Origin of the sequence: Frankia sp. AgB1.9 (assembly GCF_016786355.1) — a bacterium.
In the GTDB taxonomy this organism is placed as follows: Bacteria; Actinomycetota; Actinomycetes; order Frankiales; family Frankiaceae; genus Pseudofrankia.
In genome coordinates this window covers 1-1459 of sequence record NZ_JADWYX010000264.1, presented here as the reverse complement: position 1 = coordinate 1459, position 1459 = coordinate 1, and the positions used below count along the sequence as shown (strand labels likewise).

Annotated in this window: 1 protein-coding gene; it reads right to left on the bottom strand. The window is 67.3% G+C overall.

All coding sequences use genetic code 11. From position 1 onward, the window contains the following. Positions 1–68 precede the first annotated feature (68 nt). Positions 69–1388 (bottom strand): IS256 family transposase, encoded by a 1320-nt coding sequence (locus I6A60_RS41015; protein WP_203017438.1) that lies wholly within the window; start codon positions 1386–1388, stop codon positions 69–71. Positions 1389–1459: the final 71 nt, after the last annotated feature.

Genomic DNA, 1459 nt, shown 5'->3' with positions numbered 1-1459 from the left:
CGGGAGTGTCAAGTTAACGGTGTAACGGTTGATGTTGGTGCTACTGGGGGCCTACTGCCGTGGGCTGGCTATTTGCGGCCGGCGGAGAGGCGGCCGTCGAAGGCGAGGTCGAAGGCGTTTAGGGGCGCCTTCCAGCGGATCATCCACTTGGCTCGGCCTCGTCCGGTGGGGTCGAGGCTGATGATCGCCAGGTAGAGGTGCTTGAGCGCGGCCTGCTCGTTGGGGAAGTGGCCGCGGGCCTTCACCGAGCGGCGGAACCGGGCGTTGAGGGACTCGATCGCGTTGGTCGTGCAGATGACGGTCCGGATCTCGGCGTCGAAGCGCAGGAACGGGACGAACTCGGCCCAGGCGTTCTCCCAGAGCCGGATGATCGCGGGATATTTCTTCTCCCAGACGCCGGAGAACTCGGCGAACCGGTCGAGCGCGGCGGCCTCGGTCGGGGCCGTGTAGACAGGTTTGAGGTCTTTCGCGAGCGCGGGCCAGTCCTTCTTCGACGCATATCGGAAAGAATTGCGTAGAAGGTGCACGATGCAGGTTTGAACGACGGCCTGCGGCCAGACCTGGGCGACGGCGTCGGGCAGGCCGGTCAGGCCGTCGCAGACGAGGATCAGGACGTCGAGGACGCCACGGTTTTTCAGGTCGGTCAGGACGAGCTGCCAGTGCTTGGCGCCCTCGCCGCCGGTGCCGGCCCACAGGCCGAGGATGTCGCGTTCGCCGTCGGCGGTGACCCCGATCGCGGCGTAGATCGGCCGGTTCGCGACCTGACCGTCCCGAACCTTCACCATGATCGCGTCGATGAACACGACCGCGTAGACGGCATCCAGCGGGCGAGCCCGCCAGGACTCCATGCCCTCGATCACCTTGTCGGTGATGTCGGAGACCTGCTGGCGGGACACGGTGGTGCCGTAGATCTCGGCGAGATGCGCCTGGACCTCACCGGTCGTGAGTCCCTTCGCGACCAGCGAGACGACGAGGTCCTCCACGCCGCCGAGGCGGCGCTGCCGCTTGGCGACGATCTGCGGAGTGAAGCTGCCGTCCCGGTCGCGAGGCACGTCGATCTCGACGGGCCCGATCTCGGTGACCACGGTCTTCGTCCGGGTTCCGTTGCGGGAGTTCGCTCCGTTGCGCCCGGCCGGATCGTGGGCCTCATAGCCCAGATGAGCCGACAGCTCCGCGTTCAACGCGGTCTCCAGGACCATCTTCGTCAACTGCCCGAGCATCCCGCCCGGACCGGTCAACGACACCCCCTGCGCCCGAGCCTGCTCGACCAGACGCCGCGCGAGCGCCTCGTCGAGCACTGGGGCACTCGCCTCGCCGGCGGCGGCGCCATCCACCCCCGGTTCGTCCGGGATCGTCTCCGCCGCCGTCTCGGTCGTCGTGCTGGCCATCGGGTGCCTCCTCTACCTGCGCCTATGCACAGAGTGTCACAGTGGAGTTACACCGTTGTTCTTACAGTCCC

Coding starts and splice junctions, on each gene's coding strand:
- I6A60_RS41015 (WP_203017438.1), bottom strand. CDS start 1,388: ATGGCCAGCACGACGACCGAGACGGCGGCGGAGACGATCCCGGACGAA.